Origin of the sequence: Bacteroides rodentium JCM 16496, from assembly GCF_000614125.1 — a bacterium.
In the GTDB taxonomy this organism is placed as follows: domain Bacteria; phylum Bacteroidota; class Bacteroidia; order Bacteroidales; family Bacteroidaceae; genus Bacteroides; species Bacteroides rodentium.
In genome coordinates this window covers 1-19809 of the sequence record NZ_BAKJ01000002.1, presented here as the reverse complement: position 1 = coordinate 19809, position 19809 = coordinate 1, and the positions used below count along the sequence as shown (strand labels likewise).

4 protein-coding genes and 7 pseudogenes are annotated in these 19809 nt (G+C 48.7%); all 11 read right to left on the bottom strand.

Annotated features, from left to right (window positions below; genetic code table 11):
- Positions 1-26: 26 nt before the first annotated feature.
- The 11 genes and pseudogenes from JCM16496_RS00875 to JCM16496_RS00825 all read right to left on the bottom strand — a co-directional run bounded on the left by JCM16496_RS00875 (position 27) and on the right by JCM16496_RS00825 (position 19161).
- Entirely contained in the window at positions 27-2057 is a 2031-nt protein-coding gene (locus JCM16496_RS00875) for a hypothetical protein (protein WP_025831661.1), read from the bottom strand.
- A gap of 87 nt (positions 2058-2144) precedes the next feature.
- The gene (locus JCM16496_RS00870; protein WP_025831659.1) at positions 2145-3146 is read right to left on the bottom strand and encodes a family 43 glycosylhydrolase; all 1002 of its coding nucleotides are present in this window, start codon (positions 3144-3146) and stop codon (positions 2145-2147) included.
- Between the two features lie 60 nt (positions 3147-3206).
- The gene (locus JCM16496_RS00865; RefSeq protein WP_025831657.1) at positions 3207-4163 is read right to left on the bottom strand and encodes a glycoside hydrolase family 43 protein; all 957 of its coding nucleotides are present in this window, start codon (positions 4161-4163) and stop codon (positions 3207-3209) included.
- 139 nt (positions 4164-4302) lie between these two features.
- A pseudogene (locus JCM16496_RS00860) lies at positions 4303-5405 on the bottom strand (glycoside hydrolase family 88/105 protein).
- Between the two features lie 57 nt (positions 5406-5462).
- The gene (locus JCM16496_RS00855; RefSeq protein ID WP_025831655.1) at positions 5463-6617 is read right to left on the bottom strand and encodes a beta-1,2-mannosidase; all 1155 of its coding nucleotides are present in this window, start codon (positions 6615-6617) and stop codon (positions 5463-5465) included.
- Between the two features lie 24 nt (positions 6618-6641).
- Positions 6642-8503, bottom strand: a pseudogene (locus tag JCM16496_RS00850) (FAD-dependent oxidoreductase).
- 9 nt (positions 8504-8512) lie between these two features.
- Positions 8513-11235, bottom strand: a pseudogene (locus tag JCM16496_RS00845) (glycoside hydrolase family 2 protein).
- Between the two features lie 174 nt (positions 11236-11409).
- Positions 11410-12497, bottom strand: a pseudogene (locus tag JCM16496_RS00840) (glycoside hydrolase family 88/105 protein).
- Between the two features lie 76 nt (positions 12498-12573).
- Positions 12574-13709 (bottom strand): annotated as a pseudogene (locus JCM16496_RS00835) (aldose epimerase family protein).
- 126 nt (positions 13710-13835) lie between these two features.
- A pseudogene (locus JCM16496_RS00830) lies at positions 13836-15891 on the bottom strand (RagB/SusD family nutrient uptake outer membrane protein).
- Between the two features lie 22 nt (positions 15892-15913).
- Positions 15914-19161: pseudogene (locus JCM16496_RS00825) on the bottom strand (SusC/RagA family TonB-linked outer membrane protein).
- Between the last annotated feature and the right edge of the window lie 648 nt (positions 19162-19809).

The window sequence follows — 19809 nt, the reverse complement described above, 5'->3', positions numbered from 1 at the left end:
CAAAGGTCGTTGCAAATGTCAGTACATCACTTTTTCAACAAGAACTGCTCCGCACGTCCCGGAGTGAACAACTCCCACAAAGAAGCAACCGTCCAGCCCGGAGCGAAGATATTGTTGTAATATCCTTTTCCGTTACGTCCGTAATCCCAATTGGTATGCTGCACCACTTCCGGGTAATAGCCTACTTTGGCAATGCCACACATGTGTCCTTCATACGGCAGTAACTGGCGCATGGAAGTGGATATCACCTCGGCAAAGTCAGAGAAGCGCGGCTCGTTGTACTCCTTGGAGAGCCAATGCAGCACATCGGCAAATTCGAAGATGAATACATCGATATGGTTATTCTCTACCGACACATTTCCCCAACCACGGGTTTTCAAGCCGATATCTCCCAGCATCTGACCTTCGGCAAAAGGAACATCCCAAGTATAATACCACGACAAGGCAAAATAAGCGGCTTTCTTTGCCAGACCGGCATAGTGTGCACGCTCTTCTCCTTTGGTAACCAAAGCCAGATAATAAGCAGCCGTAGCAGCATACAAGGAGGCTTCCTTGTCCTCGCAGTTGGCATCCAGCGTAGAAGAGAAATAATCGGCTTTGGATATCAGTTCCTTCTCCAGATAGTCTACCGTACGCTTGGCGCTTGCCAGATAACGCTTGTCTTTGAAATACTTGGACGCCATCACCAAAGGCAATGTTGCCGAAGGCGTGCTACCGCCGCTGGCATCCACGATAGAGAAATCATCCTTGAACTTGCGCGGGAAGCTGCCGTCCTCGTTCTGCAACTTGAGGAAACTGTCCAGCATGCCCTTGATGCGTTTCTCCCATTCGGGGTGCTTGCGCTTCTGCTGCTTCTCGTAGTTCAGATAGTTCAGAACAGCATACACACCTTCGGACTGACGGCGGATGCTATGTCTGGTTTCCTTGAAGCCGCGGTTGTAGTGCACCACTTCGTTGAAGAAACCGGCAGGCGAGAAACCGTTCTGAAGATAAGTATCGAAGATGCTGTTGGCGTTGTTCACCAAATCTTGGCGATTCTGCTGCTTGCCGTATTCCAGAGCGTTGAAGGCATTCAGCAACGTACGCCCCACAAAGCCCACTTCGGCAACATCCGTATTGGCACAAGTGGCAGTCTCCAACTCTACACCAGAGTAATAATGAGTGGGTGTGTTGCTGACATAGCTTTCCACGAAGAAGTTGCTCATCACTTCCTTCATACGGTCCACCGTGTAAGGCGTGTCAACCGGTTTCGGGCGGTTGGTGTCGTAGCAATACTCCCAGGTGCGCTGCACGCATTCCGAGAAATCAGCCGCATCCCTTTCGGACAATTCCCAGGTCATGGAGATGCTGTCTCCCTTGCGAAGCAGCTGGAAAGCCTCAACGGCAGGAGCCAGCGTCAATTTGCGGATATATGTCTTCGGTGCTTCCTTATAAGGAAAACCGTATGCCAAGACAGTCATGCCGTCCACATTCTGGAAACCGGTATACCCGATAGAAGTCTCGCCGGACAAGATGACCTCCCCTTCCTTGTGGGTGGTCAAAGCTTCCTTGTCGAACTTGTCTATACGGATAACCGACATGGACTTACCGCTTGCCGGATTGAAAGCTGCCGTCAGCGGAGTGCTCAAACGGTCCTCACGCACCAGCCAGCTGTCCGATGTATGGAAAGAAGGCGCTTCCTTCGGCGAACGCAGGTTGCGGCGATACCAGAAGCCCGGCATGTAGAACTGGCAGTCCGAATGCTTGTAACCGGTCTTTATCTGTTCCCCGTAGTTGAAATACACATTCTCCAGTGCCTTGAGTGTGACGGTAATACGCTGTTTTCCATCCTTGTCCACCACCCGGCGGGTGATGTCCAGCGGCAACTTCTCCGAAGCCCGGCAGCTGTACACACCATTCTGCATCTTCTGCAAGGCCAGCGAGTAGGACTTGGCACCGTTCCCCGGCACTTTCAAGGAAATGGAAGCAGAGATGTTTTCCGGAGCATGTCCGACTGCCCCCGCACGCACAACGCCGACGGCAAGCAACGCTCCCAAAAATATTGTTTTCAGTTTCATCATGTAAAGATGGCATTAAAAGTTAATAATCAGAGGTTATCTACAACAATCAAAAGGATACTTCACAAGCGGACATACCCACAGGCATTAAAACTCCGGTGCTTCTGCCTCTTCGGATGCCACGGAACCCTTTACCGTAGGCCATCCGTCTTCCCAACAGATTTTATCCAACATCAACACACGGCCTTCGGGATGCTTCACGCTGACCGCATGGTAGAAGAACCAATCGTTGCCGGCATTGTCCGTCACGATTTCCGAGTTGTGACCGGTACCCACAAAGGCATCGCTTTTATGAATCAGCACTTCGTGCCGATTGTCCATCATACTGCCACCCTGCTTGTCCAGATAGGGACCGAAAAGTTTGTCCGAGCGTCCCACCACGGTAGTGTAAGTACTCTTCAAGCCCTCGCAGCAGCTGCCTACAGAGGCAAAGAAGTAGTAGTGTCCGTCCTTCTTGTGGATGTAAGTGCCCTCGTAGGCCGTTCCTGCCACCTGCTGCGGCGCGACACCCTCCTTCAGCGAAAGACCGTCGTCGGCCAGCTCTATGGCATAGATTCCGCGAAAACTGCCCCAAAAGAGATACTTCTTCCCCCCGTCTTCCATATAGAAGGGGTCGATGGAGTTCTGCACATTGATTTCGTTGCTGCGAAACAGCTTCCCGTGGTCGGTGAAAGGTCCTTCGGGCTTGTCGGCAGTAGCGCAACCGATACCGCAGGTCCACTCACCACCCCAGACCGACATAGAGTAGTAAAGCACATACTTGTCGCCAATCTTGTTGATGTCCGGCGCCCACAAGCCACCCTTCTTTTCAAAAGTGGGGCGGGTCTCCTTGGTGAAGGCAGTGCCCACGAGTTCCCAATCTACCAGGTTCTTGGAGCGGTGAATCGGCAGATGGCGTATGTCTTCGGTGGCATACAAGTAGAAGTAACCGTCGTCCCCTTTTATTACAGACGGGTCGGGCAGACTATAGTCCACCACGGGATTGTGGTACGTGCTTTTCGACTGTTCGTTCGGCAAGCTTTCTTTTTTAACCGAAGAGGAACATGCCATCAAAGCGCATGAAATGGATAATACAAGAAACTTTTTCATATCGTTTTATTTATTTTTTGAGAATTATGGATTTCAAGCCGACAGAAGTCCGGACGAACGCTACTTCACCACTTGCGGCCTTATTAAGCTACCACCAATGGCAATGGTGCCACAGTCGGAAAAAGTGAAATCCTTAATGTAGGAAGTGCGCGGTTGCACCTTCTCGGAATTCCAATGTGCATGGAAGATATACTTCCACTTGCCATCCTTGCCGCAGAAAGGAGCGCCGTGTCCGGTACCCGTCAAGCCGTCTGCCCGCTGCAAGATGGGGTTTCCTCCGTACTTCTTCCACGGTCCCATCGGACTGCTTGCAGTGGCATACCCCACCCCGTAGTTCTTGCTTTCAAAGTGGTTGGCAGAGTAGACGAGGTAATAAGTACCGTCTTTCTTCAAGACCGAAGGCCCTTCGGCCACTCGGGCAGGCTTGTCTTGCGAAAGTTCCCAAGGCTCCTCTACCCTGACACACTCCGTCAGCGTCTCCTGCCGGATGGAGGTCAAATCGTCGTTCACCCGGGCCACCCAGATAACGTTTCCTCCGGTGAAGCGCACGAAGTAGAGATAAGGTGTGCCGTCATCGTCAATGAAAAGAGAAGTGTCGATGCTCTTTTCGTCCCAAATCGGCTGCTTCACCTCCTGACGGAAAGGACCTTGGGGAGTGTCTGCCGTCGCCACGCAGATATGCTCCTCGACCGAGTAGAAGAGGTAGAACTTCTTCTTCGACTCGATGTAATACACTTCGGGAGCCCAAAAGCCCCACGTGCCGTAAGAGTCGACAGCCGCCAGCGCCTGGCCTTCGCGCTTCCAGTTTATCAAGTCATCGGACGAGAAGCAAGCAAAACCCTCTCCTTCCACCGTGCCCCCAGTGCCGTAGGCATAATACTTGCCTCCGTAAGACATCACATAGGGGTCTGCTATCGGCAAGTAAGCGGTTTCTACTACTACAGGTCTCGCTTTCTCCCCGCATCCAGCCAGACAGAAGCAAAGTAACAAGAGACATATATAATTTTTCATGTTCATGCTGTATTTCTATGTTTCAAAAATTTTAATAAACAGTTCGATTCTCTTTTTCCGGTTTCAGTTGCAAATATATCCGCTTAATAAAAATTCCGATAGACATTTTATTTCAAAATATAGAACAATAGATTCAAAACTGCCCTTATTCCATCAGCGCAGCCACACACCACAGGTAAGGACCTTGGGCATGGAAATCGCCGGTACGCGCGGACGGTCGTAGTAGTATTGCTTGTCGTTCTTCTTGTTGGTGCCTACGCAAATCTCGCGCACCTGGTTCTTCTCGGTCAGATAGTTCACCAGCGCCAGCCAAGCTTTGCGGGCAGCGGGCGCATACTCTTTGGCATTCAGCCAGCCGTTCTTCACACCTGTGATGAAGGCAAAGGTAAACATAGCCGAGCCCGATGTCTCCGTCCAGCAGGCAGGGTCGTCCAAAAGCTGGTTCCATAGACCTTCGGGATTCTGGAACTCCTTCAGGCTCTTCATCATCGTCAGGTAGCCTTCCAGGATGCGCGGCCTGTCCTTATGGTTCTTAGGCAGGTAGCGCAGCAGTTCGGTCATGCCGGCAGCCATCCAGCCATTACCGCGACCCCAGTAGAAAGGAACGTCGGGCGCATGGTAGAAAAGGCCGTTGGGGCGTTGCAACTCGTCCAGGTACATCGTCATCTCGCGGGCAGCACGGTCTATGTACTTACTGTCGCCGGTCACCTTGTAGGCATGCGTCTGCACGATGGTAATCATATACATGTCGTCAATCCAAAGGCGGGTCTGCCAAGAGTAGCCTTTCCCTGCCCACTCCTTCTCGATCGGTTTGGCATCGGCAGGCACTTCCCACTGGGTGTCGGCATAGGGCAATCCCAACTCTTTGTATCGTTCGTCCTTCGTCACCCAGTAGAGTTCCAAGGGCAGGCTGCCGAACATGTTCAAATCCACGTGGTTCTTGATGGGCAACAGAGCCTTCTCGGTAGTGAAGAGATGCTCGAAGCGGGCTTGCAGCAACTTGACGAGCGTCTTGTCCTTAGCGGCAGCAGCATATTTCAAGGAGCCGTTCCAGTAGAAGGTTTCAGGATAGCCAATCCACTTGCCGGCATGCAGGGCATGTTTTTCGGTGACAAAGCGGTAGGCGATGCGCCGTCCTATTTCGTCGGGGGTGTATCCTTCGGGGAAGTTCTTCAACAAACTCTTCTGCGCTGTCAACAATTGGGTTGAGAGGCAAAGCAGCAATAGGGTAAATACTTTCTTGTACATAATGATTTGGTTCTATCCGTTTAAAATTAAAATGATTGCATAAATAGATGTTTGATACTATCGTTGCACTTTCAGCAGTTTCTCTACGTCGTCGCACACGGCCACCGACACCTGCGAGTCTGCACATCCGTAATAGAGGTAAAGCTTCTTCTTGTAATAAACCAGCCCCTCGATGAAGACCGTCCCGTCCTTATACTGCCCACTTTTTTCGAAGGGAGCTTCGGGTTGGAAGAAGGGAGTATCCAGGCGCCCCAACACTTTATAGGGATCATTGGAGTCGAGCAGCAGCTGGCCTGCACAATACGCACCTGCCGGATAGCGGGCATCACCTCTCTTCTTGTCGTTCTTCCCGTTATACAACAATACAATACCTTGCTTGGTGCGGACAGCAGGAGGACCACATTCGGTCATCTGGCTGTCAAAGTATCCATTGCGCGGACGGGCAATCTTCAATAATTCATTGTTCGCATCCAACACCGGATACCAGTCGGTCAGATTGTCGGAGATGGCGGCATGCACGGCGTATTCCCCCCAATACATAAAATATTTGCCTTCCACCTTGTCGATGACCAGCTTTCCACCTTGCACCTTTGTCAGGACGGAAGCCGACTTCGTGGCTATGCGGGCAAACCTCCCGCCATATGCCTTCTCAAACGCCAGGCCGTGTTTGGTCCAGTGTTTCAGGTCGCGCGAGGTAGCCACAGCCAAGCGGGGTGTCTTCCGATTCCACGCCGTGTAGAGCATCACGTAGAGCCCCTCTTCGGTCATTGCCACGCGCGGGTCTTCGCACCCACCCGGACATTCGATGCCTTCAAATTCATCTCCGCCGGGAAACAGCACCGGACTGTCCATCCGCTTCATTGTCATGCCATCCTTGCTCTCGGCATAACCGATGCGGGAGGTCCGTTTGCCTATGCCTTGTGCCGAATTGTCTTCGGCACGATAGAGGACGACTATCTTCCCGTCCTTTACGGTGGCAGCCGGATTGAAGACATCGCTCTCCTCCCACTTCACTTGTTCTTTCCGCATGGGGCAATGGAAGGCGGTAGGCTGCGGCACCAACACCGGATTCACACCCTCGGGGCGCCGGAAGGGACCTATTACCCAACCCTCAGGCTGCTTCTTATCCGTATCGCCCGAAGAAGACGAGGCAGGCAGGCTTCCGAGCAACAGTCCCCCCACCAGTCCTATCATAAGTTTTATTCTATTCATTGCTTTCATATGATTAATATCGTTTCATTTACAAAAGCGCTCATAAATCATGCTCAGCACTTCCAGCCGTGATGTCTTGCCGGGAATGGCTTTGAGGGAGAAACCGCACAATGCGCTCCAGCAGTGTAGCGTCTCTTCATCGACCGTCCCTTGCAAATCGGCGTTCCACTCGGGCAGATATCCCCGAAGACCCATGTACTGCACCAAACGGAAGTGAGTATCGTCCGGTCGCACATCGCGATAATAGACAAGTGTCGCCTTCTGTCCTATCAACAGATCTTGCAACCTGTACAGGTCTACATCCTGCACTGGCACTTGGCTGTCGATGGCCAGCGAAGCCGCAATGCCCGCCGCCTGCCCCAGCGCCATCCAGCAAGGCTCCATGCGCAAGGTGGAAAAACCGATGTGCGAACCGGATACGGGAACCGGCAACAGCAGGTTCTTTACATTCCGGGGCAACATCACGCCCAATGGCACCGTATAGACAGCTGTAGGATAGCTGACAAAACCATCCAAGTGTGCTCGTCCAGTCTCCCTCTTTCTGGCAGCATGCGAATCGAGTGCATAATGACTGGATGTCACGCTATGGGCATGCAAAGGCGGGCGTTTGCCTGGTGCTGTGGGCAGCGCATCCTTGGCTGTAAAAAAGTAAACGCCCTCGAAACGCCTTCCCTCGCGCACATAAACCTGCCGGGGAAAATTTCCGTTATCCTGATATTCATCTTTTGCCAGCCCCCACTCCAGCATGGCCTTGCGGAAGTGTTCCGGCAGCTCCGAATCGTTCTGGGCAAACCAGAACAGTCCAAGCGTATAGTCTTTCAGGCGTTGGGCAAACCGGTCTCTCCACTCCCACGACGAGGTGGGCCAGGGCCAATTTTCTTCGGGTAAATCGGTGGAAATAAATGCAGCGTGCTGGTTGTTGCCGTCGGTCTTCCGGTTGGGCAGTTTCACCATGTTGCTCAGCTTTCCGATTCCCCAGCTGTCTCCGGCCAACCGGGTAGGATGTCCGGCGGCAATGTGGCAGCGGTTCTCTTCCATCATCTCCTCTGTCACTTGCAGCATGGCGCGCTGAGTATTCTTTCCGGTCCAGACGTCTTCTATCAGCGAGACATACTCATCCCTATTATAAGACACCGGCTTCGGGAAAAGGAGGCGGTTGTCAGGGTCGTTGGTCAGGCAAAGCGATAATTGTATGCCTGAACAGCATTGTCCGCTTCACCGGTACTGCCTTCGGCTGGCAGGCTTTTCCAGTATTCGTAGGTGCGCCCGGCTCCGGGTTCGTCAAACTCTGCCTTCCCTTCCCGCCCTATACGGAAAGGCACACCGGCGGCAGCTCCCAAATCGCCTTCATAGGTAGCGTCTACAAAAACATTTCCCCGATAGGTTTCCTGCTCTCCATTTTCACGGTTCAGGATGCGGATGCTTTCAATCCGTCCAGAACGGACGGATATATTGGGAAGTTCGGCATCAAATTGCCGCATCAGGAGTACTGTTATCTTATCTTTGTGCTCGTCCAGCATATCTTGGTAGACAGTTGCCGCCACAGAGGGTTCGAAGTGGAACCCGTCGCTGCAATCCGTCACTTGGCGGGAATTTGCTCCATAACGGTCTGCATAATATTGCCTGACCCTGGAAGTAAATTCCAGGAAAAGGCCGGTCGTTGCCTGGCGGGTGGCAATATCCGTGGCTCCCAGCCCGTTAGCAGGCAATCCACCGATGTGCCGGGTACGTTCCAAAATCACAGAAGTCTTTCCCTGCCGGGCTGCCGCAATAGCTGCCATGATGCCTCCGGGATTACCGCCCACTATCACCACATCGAAATGCTGTTGGGCAAATGCTCCCCAAGCAAGTAGCAAAAGAGTTGTAAAAGTGCAGATTCTTTTCACGCTATAGTCTTATTTTAGTTTATACTTCTTAGCATCCGTGTTCCAACCTTTCAGCACCAGAACGGTTTCCTCACCCAGCTTCTCCTCACCGGTTTCTATGGTCACCGTTTTCCTCTCGCCCGGAATCAGGGAGAAGAAGTTGTCCGAATAGAACGACGGACGTATCGGGCTCATCCGATAGTCGAGCAGTTGCAACTGCTGGAAGAAGGCTATCTCGCGCGAAGCGTTCTTCAGGTCGATGTCCACGAAGTAGCGACCATTTGCGCGGCGCGTCTTGTAGGAGAGCTTCACTTGGGCCGCTTTCAGCCGGTTCAGCGTCTCGAAGCCCGATGAAGCAGGCCCGGTCAGTGTCTTGCTGCCTTCATACTTATCGTTTGAACGCCAATAGAAATTGGAAGAGACATCCTTGCCCTTTTCATCTTTCAGCCACAACTTGATGAAGTGCACTTGAGAGATGTCTTCAGGGAAACGGATGGTCAGCACGTCGTTCACTACACCATCTTCGGGCAGGTCGATGGTAGTAGCGGCCTCAAAAACCTTCCTGCTATGGATATCGTATACTTGAGCAGTTACCTTATAACCGGTAAAAGTCCGGTAATAATCGTTCACTACCGATACCGTATTCTTCAGATAATCGAACTGCACGTGCAGCGGTTCCAGCGAATTGGCGGTATGATACAGCGAGGCTGTGGGTTCCAAAGACCAGTCCCACATGCGGGAAGAGACCTGCCGCATGGAGCAGTTGTGATACCAGAACAGAAGACCGGAACAGAAGCGGTCGCCATAGTCCAGTTTGTTATAGTTCCATACCTCCCATATGCTCTTGGAGTTGATAGCCCCCAACAATTGTCCTTTCTGTGCAAACTCGTCAATCGAAGACGACTTCCCATAGTTGTTCACCAAATCGGTGTACATGGTAGTCATCAGGTGGAAACCGTTACCGTCCAAATAGTCCCACACCTCCTTGTTGATGGGCCAAAGGTCTTTCTCGTCCATCATCTCACGGAGGATTTCCACTGTGGGAAGCGTAGGAGCACCATACTCCGGATTGAAACCGTCGACACGGCTTCCGCGCGGAGAAGCGGTGTTCTCGTAGTGCTGCATCGGGTTCACCTGCTTGTAGGGGCTGCCGTCGTGCACGCCGGCACATTCCGACTGCATCTGGTAACCGCGCGTACCGTCCAACCGGTTCAGCAATTCAGGGGTTCCGGTCACTTCCGTACTCTCGTTGGAGGCGACGTAGTAAGCCAGAGAAGGATGGTTGCGGATGCGCTTCACGGTAGAAGCCACGTTGTCCAGGTAATTGCCCTTGTCATGCGGGTGACGCGTATCGCCCGTCATCCAGAATTCCTGCCACACCAACAGACCCATCTCGTCGCAAAGTTGGAAGAAGTAGTCCGATTCGGCTATTCCGCCACCCCACATACGCAACAGATTGACACCGGACTGAAGGCTATACCTCAATTCGGCATACGTACGTTCGTCAGACGTACGCAGCATGGCCTCCGGTATCCAGTTCGTTCCACGGATAAAAAGGCGTTTGCCATTGACATAGAAGACGCGCGACTTATCAGGCGTGTTCGTGTCCGAAGTAATCTCGCGAATGCCGAATTTCGTCTTCACCGAGTCACACACTACTCCATCCACGGCCACGGTCAGTTTCAGTTCATACAGGTTTTGGGGACCTTTGTTCACAGGCCACCACAAGCGAGGATTGTCCATCACCAGTTGCGGGAACTCTTCCGGGGAGAAGGTCACAAGTTTTTCTTCTCCACGCAAGACTTTCAGTTCTTTTTCGAACGTGATGTTTTCGCCCACAATCTCCCCTTTTACTGTGCAGCGGATGGGGTTGAATCCGGTGGTAGGATTCACTACCTCTACCGACACCGATTCGCGTGCCTGGTCGTAGCCGGGCTTCCGCAGTTCCGATTTCACGAAGGGATGGCGCAAGGCCAGTTTGCCGGTGGCATAGAGCGAAATGTTTTTCCATATACCGTGTTGCGGTCGCGGATGCCGTCCATAAAGGTAAAATCCCATCCCACAGTCATCAACATGGTGGTGTTCCACCCGATGTTGCCGTTTCCACCGTTGTGGAACTCGCCCACCGCGCCCCAAGACTTCGGCTTGGTGCTGCCCGGCACGTCCACCGGATAGACCTTGATGGCCAGTGCATTGTTTCCGCCAATCTTCACAAAGCTGGTCACGTCGATGTAGTCTTGCAGGAACATGCCCTTCATCGAGCTAAGCAGGTAGCCGTTCACCCACACATCGGCACGGTAGTTGATGCCGTCCAGCTGTAGCCAGATATGTTTTCCTTTGAACGATTCCGGCACTTCAAACTCTGTCCTAAACCAGTAGGTGTAGAAGTCGCGACCGATTTCCGAAATGTCGGGAATCAAGTGGGATTCGATTTTGTTGTTGATTCCATAATAAGGTTCTGGATACATTTTATTGTAAACCAGAGAGTTCAGCACCGTTCCGGGCACAATAGCGGGCATCCAGTCGGTGGTGGGGTAGTCGGGCAAGGAGAGTTGCTCGCCGGCATCGGCCACGTCGCCTGCCTTCTTCATTTTCCATTGATAACCTCCTTGGTGGGTGATATCCGAGTCGAGCCAGATATGTTCGGAAGCTCTGACGTCATTGACCGGCATCTGTCCGGCTGCTGTTGCCGTGGCTACGAGCAACAGGATAGCAAAGGTTAGGGCATTTGCCCAACGGCTGCTGATATTCATGGGATAACTTCTTTTTAAGTGGGAAACAGGAGAGGGTGTGTCATAATTCACCACAGAGGACACAGAGTAACACAGAGATAACTTTTAACTCTTGATTATCAACAAAAAACTCTGAGATACTCTGTGTTACCCTGTGGTGAAAAGAGTTTTGGCACACCCTCCTCTTTCAATTATTTATTCATTCAACAGTGCGTATGCACACCAGATAATCGGAGCTTGTCCATGATAGTCGCCCGTGATGCGGGGACGATCCAGGTAATACTGGTGGCTGTTCTTCTTGCCGGTACCGATGCAGACGTCCACCAAGTCGTTGTTGTCGTCCAGGTAGTTGCACAGGCCAAGCCAAGCTCTGCGGGCCACGGGGCCGAATTCGTCCTTGTCCAGCCAGCCGTTCTTCACGCCAAGAATCATGGCATAGGCAAACATGGCCGAGCCCGAAGTCTCCGTCCAGCAATCCTTTTCGGTAATCAGCTGGTTCCACAGGCCGTCTTCGTTCACATACTTCTTCAGGTTGGTCATCATCAGGCGGTAGCCCTTCAAGATGCGGTCGCGGTTCGGGTCGTTCTGCGGCAGGTTGAAGAGCAGCTCTGTCATGCCCACAGCCATCCAGCCGTCGCCACGTCCCCAATAGTAGGGCACGTCGGGTGCGTGATAGAAGAGGCCGTTGTCGTGTTGCAGCTCGTCCAGATAGAGCACCATCTCCTTGGCGGCGCGGTTGATGTATTTGGTATCTCCGGTCACCTTGTAGGCTTCAGACTGCACGATGGTAATCATATACATGTCGTCAATCCAGAGGCGGGTCTGCCAGGAGTATCCCTTCTTGTGCCATTTGCGCTCGCCCTCCTTGGCATTTTCCGGAAGGGTCCATTGCGTGTCGGCATAGGGCAAGCCCAGCTCCTTGTAGCGTTCGTCCTTCGTCATGCGATAGAGCTTCAGGGGCAGGCAGCCAAACATGTTCTGGTCCACGTGGATGGGCGGGGGAAGCAACTCTTTCTCCAGATGGAACAAGAGTTCGAAGCGGTTGCGCAGCTTCTTAATCAAATCCTGGTCGTTCGTCATCTCGCAAAGCGGAGCGCGCCATACCAGGTGCACACTTCGGCATAGTGGATGCCGCGGTCGCCGTAGAGCTGGTGTTTGGTCTCCAGCAGGCGGCTGCTCACACGCTTGCCCACAATCTTCGGGTCTGCCTTTATGGGGAAATTTGCAAAATAGTCTTGTGCCACGACCGTACCCGCCAGGGCGAATGCGGCAATCAGCGACATACAAAGAGAACGTAAATTCTGTTTCATGGTTGTTTGTTTTTCAGTTGTTATCAATCTTCAGCCCAAGCACTCCGGATTATTTCTTCACAGAGAACTTGTAGATACAGTGGCTGTCATACTTCTCGCCCGGCTTCAGCAACACCGAGGGCCACTCCGGTTTGTTCGGGGTGTCGGGGTATTTCTGTGTCTCCAGGCAGACGGAAGCACGGTGCCCGTACACCACGCCCCGCTTTCCTTTCACGGTGCCGTCCAAGAAGTTTCCTGCATAGAATTGTATGCCCGGTTCGTTGGTATATACATCGAGCACGATACCTGTCTTCGGCGATTCCAGTGTGGTGCACACCTTCGAAATGTCACCCTGGGTATTGAGTACCCAGTTGTGGTCGTATCCCTTGCCATATTGCAGCTGGATGAAGTCGTTGTTGATGCGCGCACCGATGGCGGTGGGTTGGCGGAAGTCCATCACAGTTCCTTCCACTGGAGCTATCTCACCGGTTGTCATCAAGGTACTGTCACAGGTGTATAGCCATCGGCATTAATGGTCAGCAGGTGGTCTGCATTCTTCGGAGAGTCGTCACCATCCAGGTTGAAATAAGAGTGGTTGGTCAGGTTGACAACCGTAGTGCGGTCTGTCTCGGCGCTGTAGCGCAGGTCCAGGGCATTGTCATCAGTCAACGAGAAGGTCACCTTACAAGTCAGGTTACCGGGGAATCCGGCTTCACCGTCTTTCGAAAAATAGGTCATCTCCACAACCTGTTCGCTCAGCCGGCGGGCATCGAACATCTGTACATCGAACCCTTGCGGACCGCCATGCAGGCAGTGACCGTGGTTGTTGCGCGGTAACTGGTAGTCCACGCCGTCCACCGTAATCTTGCCTTGGTTGATGCGGTTTCCGTAGCGACCGATGGTAGCACCAAAGTTGGTGGGGATGTTCAGGTAGTCTTGGATGGAGTCAAAACCTAACACCACATCTCGCATCTTGCCATCTTTATCCGGCACCATCACCGACACAATGCGACCGCCGTAGTTGGTGATACACACCTCCATACCGTTCTTGTTTTTCAAGACAAACAGGTCTGTCTGTTTGCCGTTTACCTCTGTGCGAAAGTCTGCCGGATTCAGTCCGGAGAGCGTTTTCTCCTCCACCGGCTGCGTAGTACAGGACGATACGCACAGCAACAGTCCTGTCAATGCAATCATTATTTTTTTCATACGTCTATACTTTTTTCGGCAAAGCAAATCATTTTTATAGAAAAATGGAGGTATATTCTGCATATTTTTTCATATTGCTCCAAATATACCTCCATAAAGGTTTATGTCAGCGACAAAAGCAGTGGATTAGTTCAACTTGCCTTCATCTTCTACGGCTTCTTGCCAAGTTTTCCAAATAGGAGTAGCAGGGTCATACTCTGTATAACCTATATTCTGCCACAGCTTAGCATTTTTATTAGCCTCAATGGCATTATAAGGAATCGGCCAATAAATATTGTGCTTACCCATAATAAAATTGATGTCTGTCTTAGTGGCATCAACATGAATTGTTATACCTTGTTGTACATACCTTTGCGTACACAACGTTGGTACCAATAGCTACCTCCTTCCATATCTGTGCCGGTTTGTGTGTCAAAAGTTTCCACATTATAGGTATTTCCCCATTCATCAGGTCTTCCACTGCGAGCCAAACAAAGAGATACACGAGTCAACTCTACATTTCGCCACTCTTCATAGAAAAGTTCGCGTGCACGCTCATCCATGATATCGCCGATAGTCACATTGCCAGTATAAAGCTCAGAGCATTGCGCACGTCCTCTGATGATATTCAGGTCATCCTTGATAGTCGGATCGTTCGGATTAATGTAGAATTTAGCTTCAGCACGAAGCAAATAAGCTTCTGCCAAACGATAAAGATACCAGTCTGCGACACTACCTTCAGTAGCTCCTTCAAGACCATTGTTTTTAATCAAAGCTTGGTTGACTACATCATCCATGCAGAAGATGTAATGAGGCACATCAAACCAGCGACGGATTGTATCGGAACACAGTAATTGCCCTTTTGCTGTAACCAACACAGGGTTTCCATCTTTATCTTTGCCCCAAAAATCTCTGTCAGAATGAAGCATAATGTTTTGCCCGTAAAATTCGGAGTCTACATTATTACAACGCAAATTTTCCATGTGCATCCAGTTTCCAGTTTCTGAACTATGCCGTAAATCCGTTTTGTCCATTTTGCCATTTACAGCCCACAATCCATCCTGATAAAAAGTACTGGTACGGAAAGTAGCAATACCACGCCCCAAACCACGCATGTAGTCATATTCCAAACGGTATTTGCCATTAGTACGGTCAAGATTAAACAACGCTTGTTTGCCATCAGGCATCTTGATTCTACCATCAAAGAAGAAAGGATACATGATACGCATAGTCAGCATCGGGATAAACGACTCAGCTGCAGCACCACGATTAGGCATACCCATAATAACTTCCTTGTTAGCCGCAATCAATTTGTTTTCAGGACGGTGTAAATCCCAAATCACGTTACGTGTAATAGGCCAAGAAGCAGGTTCGCCACCTTCAAAGAAAGTACCGAAAGTATTAGTCATCAACGAATAACCTGACTGATTAATCAAAATATCCAGTTGTGCCTTTGCATCCTCATACTTGCCAAGAGCCAAATATAGTTTGGAAAGCAACATACGGCAAGCTCCCTTATTCACCATACCAACGTATTGCATATCCTTCTGTTCAGGTACCCACTGAACAGCATACTCCATATCAAGAGCCATCTTTTCCAGAATTGCATCCCTATGAGTAGAACGATAATTCAATTTAGGTGAAGAAGTTAATTGGGTAAGCAAAGGTACGTGTCCAAACTGGAATACCAACGCATAATATCGATAAGCACGATGGAAATAGGCACGACCAATATACTCTTTCTTCAAAGTCTCATCCATAGGGACATCATCTATAAACGAAAGCAATGTATTAGCATTTCGAATACCTTCATAACCTTGTCTCCAAAAGAAATATATACTATTTGTACGACCTAAGTTTTTTTCTGTACTTTGATCGCTATTCGAACGTAGCATATTATCTACGTTATCAAGGAATCCCGATTTATCGGTCGCAGCAGGTACCATCAAATCAGAGAAAGTGTACTCTGTAGGTAACGCCATCATCTCACGAGAATCTTCACTCACATAGTTTCTTTTCAATTGACGATCACAGATAGCCAGTACAGACCTAAGACCAGCTTCTGTAGTAAACACTTCGCTAGGTTTGAACATGGTCTGTGGATCAGGCTCCAAAAAGCTTTCTTTACAACCGGTCAGTACCATTGAGCTCCGGCCATCAGGATAAATCCCTTGCAAACAAATTTTTGAATATAGTTTTTCATATTTATTCTTGAGTTAAAAGATTTAGAATGTTAAGTTAAGTCCCAGTGTCCAAATACGAGAAGCATAATTACCGGTTTCCGGGTCACCATAATATTCCCAGTCCTTAGAACCCCATACAGCCGCATTCCGAACTGTAGCATATACCTTAGCACGTTCAACATCTACTTTCTTTGTCCATTGTCTGGGCAATGTATAACCTATTGAAATATTTTCCAAACGAACAAAAGAGCGGTTATAAAGTCTGCGAGCTCCTTTGGCGCCTTCAGGGCCTTGTGCTTCAATACGCGCATATTTATTGCTCGGATTATCTACTGTCCAATACTCTTTAGCAGGTTTATTCACCAAACGGTAAGTCATACCACCACCATCATCGTCATTGTTCAGATACATACTTTCAAGGCTCTTATGACCCATACGAGAATATATATTGATAGACAATGTCAAATCTTTCCACAGAGTAAAGTCATTACGCAATGCCCAAGTTACAGGAGCTGCCGTTTGTCCTTGAAATACTTTATCATCATTATTATAAATAACCTTCTTCAAATTTCCATCGGCATCGTATTCATCGTTGGCTGGATTGTTCCATACCTTCGGATCACCCGGAACCTGACCGTATTTCTTTGCTTCCTCTACTTCATCTTTCTGCCAAATACCAGTCACTTTATAATCCCAGATTGCACTGATAGGTCTATCTATAAACCAGCCATTACCCACGTAGTCAGCCTCTTTTTTACCAATCACATTGCCTGAAGCATCCAATACATCTTCATAATCACCATACAGATGCTTTATACGGTTCTTATTATATGAGAGACTGAATGTTGTATTCCATTGGAAATTTTTATTATCAATATTCAATGTGTTCAAAGCGATTTCAAGGCCGTTGTTATCAACTTGTCCCAAATTAGTCGTAATACCTTCAAAACCAGTAAAGTTTGGTAAACGCTGTGTCATAATCATATCTTTAGTACTCATGCGGTAATACTCCAATGTACCGGTTATGCGGTCATTCAAGAAGCCGAAGTCCAAAGCAAAGTTCCAAGACTGTGTCTTCTCCCACTGCAGGCGCGGATTTTCCATACGCTGAGCCATCAAATAACGCAGCAAATACAAATCACCGGAAGATGTAAGATATCCCTGCATCTTTCCACCACCAGGATAAAGGTTGGCAAGAGCTTCATAAGGATTAGACAACGAACGGTTACCGTTCTTACCGAAAGATACACGCAACTTACCGGTACTCATTATGTGAGAATACGGCTGGAAGAACTCTTCATTAGAGAAAGTCCATGCCAAACCACCAGACGGGAAGTAAGCGTAAGGATTAGAAGAACCAAAAGCTGAGTAACCATCACGACGCATAGTGAAAGTAGCCATGTAGCGGTCATCATAAGAATAGAATACACGAGCCATTAAACCATCGGCGGTCTGATGTGAGTCATCACTTCTAAACGAACTTGCCGACTTATCACCATTTTGCGTATTGTGGAATCCAAGTACATCAGATGGCAAGATATTACGGGCTTCGATACGATCTGACCAATACTGACGTTCTTCTGCTTCTTGCGCCAGCGTCAAAACAACATGGTGCTTATCGGCAAAAATATGATCCCAAGTAATAGTATTATTCAAAGACCAGTCGAAGCGTTTAGCTTGTTCACGGTTCACACCACGGTCAGTCGGCTTAGAGTTCGGTCGTTCAGCAGACATGAAGTAACGGTCATGGAAATACTGAAAACGCGGAGCAGCATTGAATGTATAAGTAATGCCAAACGGCAATTTCAATTTCGCATTAAAAATCGTATTGAATATGGTATATCCTTTCTGTAACTCCAAATATTGTTTTTCGTAATACCAGTTTGTCAAGTTATTACGGTCATACTGGAACATCAAAGGGTCTTGTACATAATTACCCTCTTCATCCTTAAATACTGCATAAGGGCTGTTTTCCATGAAACCACCTTTATCCATACCAATTTCACCATCTGAACGATCCTGGAAATTAAGATTAGCACCCAATTCAAGCCAATCAGTCACCTTCGCATTCAATTTGAAATTACCACGGATAGAACGATAGGTATCATCTACAAAAGCACCTTCGTTACGCAAGTAACCTAGTGACATATAATAGTCAATCTTTTCACCTGCCCCACTGATACTAGCATTATAATCTTGGTTGAAACCCAAACGGAATGCCTTATCCTGCCAATCCATTGTTTTACCCGCCAAGAGGTTATCCATCAAAGCTGTATTAGCTCTAAAGCCCAAACGTCTAGCCCAGATACTCAGGTCTGATTCCCCTTCAGCATTAGTAGTATAAGCTCTCCATGTTTCCAAAGACACACCGTCCAAATCATTAGGATTACGGAAATAACCCGGTTTTGAAGTATATTCATTACCCGGTCTTGAGTAAGCGGCATATTCACCGGTTTCAGCATTTACACCATATGTATTCTTTTCTTTCCAGTCTACATAATGTTGCAAATAGTCCTCCGGGTTCTGCCATCTGTCACGATAAGCTGCTTTTTGAGTCAATCCGATACTAGCTGTAAAATTGATTGTCGGTTTACCCTGTTTTCCTTTTTTGGTAGAGATAATGATAACACCATTCGCAGCACGTGCACCATAAACAGCAGCAGCAGAAGCATCCTTCAAAACGTCAATCTGTGCAATGTCATCTGGGTTGATTTCAGAAAGCTCACCATAGAAAAACATTCCATCAAGAATAAGCAACGGATCATTGTGTCCACCGTCGGTATAAACTGAACGTTGACCACGAATCTTCATTGCACCACCACCTTTAGCACCGGCATCACCTTCACCGTATCCTACAGTCAAACCCGGTGTACCGCGCAAGACATCCTGTACAGTTTTAGGATTATCGTTAGCAATCTTGTCCGGACGAACCTGCACCACAGAACCCGTAAGTCTTTCTTACGCATCGTACCGTAACCTACGACCACCACTTCTTCCAAAGCCTGTGCATCGTCTTTCAACACAATCTTCAGCGGTTGTCCCTTGTACTGCACTTCCTGAGTCACCATACCGATGTAAGAGACGACAAGCGTAGCCCCTTTCGGCCCGTTTATCGAAAAGTTACCGTCAATATCGGTAATGGTTCCCGTAGTGGTTCCCTTTACTTTAATGTTTACACCCAACAGAGGCTCTTGATTCACATCTGTCACACTACCTTTTATCACTACATTCTGAGAATGTACGGCAAGTGCAAACACGCAAAAAAATAAAAATAAGATTTTCTTAGACATGTTTTTATATATTAGATTAGAAATATTAGGGAAGATTACTCTTCCGCATTTTTATTAATACTGTGTCTCGCAAGCAAAATTTCTCGACAAGCAATTTAAGCTGATTAAATCGTTCTTTTTTATATCATAGGCTTACTATTAGATTTAAACATTAAACGAATTTCTATTTTTTCCCGAGGCAAAATTATTTCATTAGAATATAAAACAATGAAACAATCTTTTCTAAGAATGCAATTATAAAGCCAAAATATACCTCGACAAGTGCTTCACGGCAAGATTATGGGGGTGAATATATACGAAACGCCAAGCAATGCTAAGTAACGATGAAAAAATAACTTGGAACGGAAATAATAATTCAGCTCATTTACAATTAGACAATGTACAATGTACAATTTAGCTGCGCTGTCATTCCGAACACCTAATTATAAATGTATAAATTCCCATTTATCTGTACCAACTTATTTTTAATCATCACTAAACAGGCTTTTATAGTCAAACAGAAATGACTTGCGAAGAAAAGAGGTGAAATAGAGAGTAACTTAATTCCCCTCCTCCGAGGAGGAGGGGTGCCCAACGGGCGGGGTGGTAGGGGAATACAAAGTAATGAAAAAACAATGCTATATGTATCGCTACCACCTCCCCTTCGGG